The sequence below is a fragment of the Bacillus sp. JJ1127 genome (assembly GCF_036965845.1).
Classification (GTDB): domain Bacteria; phylum Bacillota; class Bacilli; order Bacillales; family Bacillaceae_G; genus Bacillus_A.
This window is the reverse complement of sequence record NZ_JBALQK010000232.1, coordinates 1-3,174: the sequence shown is the minus strand read 5'-3', so window position 1 is coordinate 3,174 and position 3,174 is coordinate 1. Positions and strand designations below refer to the sequence as shown.

Annotated in this window: 2 protein-coding genes and 2 pseudogenes; 2 read left to right on the top strand and 2 right to left on the bottom strand. The window is 35.0% G+C overall.

The features are described 5' to 3' along the window. Nucleotides 1-33: 33 nt before the first annotated feature. On the top strand, nucleotides 34-447 hold the full coding sequence (locus V7183_RS20675) for a YjdF family protein (protein WP_335360673.1): 414 nt from the start codon (nucleotides 34-36) through the stop codon (nucleotides 445-447). A 106-nt stretch (nucleotides 448-553) separates the two neighbouring features. Here V7183_RS20675 and V7183_RS20670 read toward each other — a convergent pair. After that, nucleotides 554-1,503 (bottom strand): annotated as a pseudogene (locus tag V7183_RS20670) (IS3 family transposase). 180 nt (nucleotides 1,504-1,683) lie between these two features. Next, a pseudogene (locus V7183_RS20665) lies at nucleotides 1,684-2,388 on the bottom strand (discoidin domain-containing protein); the annotation flags it as partial. A 70-nt stretch (nucleotides 2,389-2,458) separates the two neighbouring features. Between V7183_RS20665 and V7183_RS20660 the strand changes: the two are divergent. Next, on the top strand, nucleotides 2,459-3,166 hold the full coding sequence (locus V7183_RS20660; protein WP_335360672.1) for an IS6 family transposase: 708 nt from the start codon (nucleotides 2,459-2,461) through the stop codon (nucleotides 3,164-3,166). Nucleotides 3,167-3,174: the final 8 nt, after the last annotated feature.

Sequence of the window (3,174 nt, the reverse complement as noted above, 5' to 3'; positions counted from 1 at the left end):
CCATCACTCATGTAATAAAAAGGGGGATTTTCAATGAAACTTACGATTTATTTTGATGGACAATTTTGGATTGGAATAGTTGAAATGATAGAAAATAATAAGTTGAAGGTATGTAAACGTACTTTTGGATCAGAACCAAAAGATAGTGAAATACTGGATTTTATTTTTCATGATATGATTCCGTTATTAAATAGTACATCAGGTGTTAAAAACTCTATTGATAAAAGAAAAAATAAGACTATCAATCCTAAAAGATTGATAAGACTAGCAGCCAAAGAAATGAAAAATCAGGGAGTTTCTAACAAATCTTATGAAGCATTGAGAATAGAATTAGAACAAAAAAAGAAAATGAAGAAATGTATTACACGTCAAATGAAAGAAGAATTAAAAGAACAAAAAAGACAATTGAAAATTCAAAAACGGAAAGCAAAACATCGAGGGAAATAAAAGAACATCCGCCAATTTGGCGGATGTTCTTTTATCTTCAGGAATTAGTTTATTGTGAAAACTCTCTATTAGGGGTCACCTTACATGGTGGTATGTCAACACGAAACTAGACAATTTTTTTAAGGTGTTCCTGCCTGTACTGAACAGGACTCAAATAGCCCAGTGTTCCATGGATTCTAACATTGTTAAACCAGTTTACGTAATCGTTCAATTCTAAGGTCAATTCTTCTAAACTTGCGAAATGACGACCGCGAACGAACTCTGTTTTAAAGATTTTGTAGGTTGCTTCCGCTACGGCATTATCGTATGGGCAACCTTTCGCACTTAATGAACGCTTGATTTTGAAGGTCTCTAACGTGTCATGAATCAGCTTGTTTTTGAACTCATTTCCTCGATCTGTATGAAATAAGGTAATCCGATTCAGGTTTGTTTTCACCGTTGCGAAAGCTTGTGAAACAAGCTTGGCATCTTTCTTTTTGCCTACGCTATGTCCTATGATTTCTCGATTAAAGAGATCGACTAATAAACATACGTAATTCCACTTTTTGTTCACACGGACGTATGTTAAATCACTTACGACTACAGCTAATTCTTCTTTTTGGTTGAACTGACGATTGAGGTTGTTTGAAATGTTTTCTTCGTTACAGCTAACTCTCTTCGGCTTAAATTGTGCAATTGTATAGTTAGATACTAAACCGTGGTTCTTCATGATTCGTCCAATACGGCGACGTGAAATCACATATCCTAACTTTTTTAGCTCTACTTTTACTTTCGTCCTAGTATCAGCGCTGCTTGCTTTAAAATATCATTTTCCATAAGAAGTTGTTGGTTTTGTTTTCTCAACGCTTCCAATTCTAGTTGTTCAGCGGTCTTATTATCTTTCTCTTTAAACGAGCCAGACGTATGATTTTGATTGATCCACCGATCCAATGATGATGGTGTTAATTCGTATTCTTTAATGATGTCTTTCCTTGGTTTACCATTTTGATACAGTTGAACCATTTGGTGCTTAAATTCCGCTGTAAAGGTTCTTCTGCCTCTTTTATTTTTCGTCATAGTAGATTCTCCTCAAATATATTAGTTGTAGTCTACTTGACCTTAATTTTTTTGTCTAGTTCAGTGTAGCCTATACATGGCGCTCAACTTAAGAGATTTTAATACCTTTAAATACAAAAAAACGCCATCCTTTCCTATAAGTCTATAGAAAGGATAACGTTTTTTTATCTTAGAGGTAGATTAATAGCCTAAAATATCTACTTCTGCGGCTGAGGCATATCCATTTATTCCGTTTACTACCTCTAATTTCACATATTTAGCAGTTACGGGATCAAATGTTGCAATTTGTTGCTTCTTGCTGTTTTCCCAGGTTCCAGAAGCTACTTTTTGATAGTCAACGCCATTTGTACTTGTGTAAATGTTGTAGTTTAAAATACGACCATTTTCATAGTTATCTTGTCTTGGAAGATATGCTAATTGTTTAATTGTATGAGTATTACCAAGGTCAAGCGTTAGATTATATGGATACTGGTATCGGTTTTCTTGACCCCATTTATTATGCCATATTGTATATGGGTTCCCATCAATCGCATTACTAGCAGGTTCACGACCTAATTCCTCACTGTTTGCAATTACTTTCATGTCTTTTTTAGGTAATGTATCTAATGAAACATGTCTAGTGTCTGTTCCTTCCCAAATAGGAGCAACTAATTTTGGATTATTCAAAGCTTCGATTTTTTGTCGTGTTTCTTCCAATGCTTTCAATCCCCACTGATCAAAGAACGGAAGCAAATTTTGTTTCGCTACTTTTGATGTATTATAAATAAAAGCTTGTATTTTCTCTTCATCTGTTTTTGGAAGTTGATTTTCTGGTAACTCTCGATATAGTTTGTGAAGGTTCGGATAAAAATCTTCACCGTATGCTAGATGAAGTTGCCAAAGCAGGTTCTGGTGCAAAAAATCTATCAAACTTGGACATACTGATACTAATATTCTAAAAAAGGACGTGATCAGTATGGAAAAGCAAAATTTATTCAAATGGAAACATTATCAACCAGACATTATCTTATTAACTGTACGTTGGTACCTGCGGTACAATTTAAGTTTTCGTGATTTAGTGGGAATAATGGAGGAACGTGGGTTATCTTTGGCTCATACAACGATTATGCGGTGGGTACATCAATATAGTCCGGAGTTAGACAAGCGAATTCGACGTCATCTCAAACAAACGAATGACTCATGGAGGGTGGATGAAACGTACATAAAAGTAAAAGGGCAATGGATGTATTTATATCGTGCGGTAGATTCTAAAGGAAACACCATTGACTTTTATCTGAGTAAATCCAGAAATCATAAGGCTGCAAAGCGATTCTTCAAGAAAGCTTTGCGGTCTTTACATGCCTCTAAACCTCGTGTGATTACAGTTGATAAAAATCCAGCTTATCCAATAGCCATAGAAAAATTGAAGGAAGAAAAAAAGATGCCACCAGGCATCCAAATCAGGCAGATAAAATATCTGAATAACATTGTGGAACAAGATCATCGTTTTATTAAGAAACGAGTACGCTCTATGCTGGAGTTCAAATCATTTCAAACAGCAACCGCCATATTGAGTGGTGTGGAAGTCATGCATATGATGAAAAAGAGACAGATTGATTTAAAGAATCAGTCTGTCCAAAATCAGAAAGAATTCATCCATCAATTGTTTGGACTTGCAGCATAAGATACGAT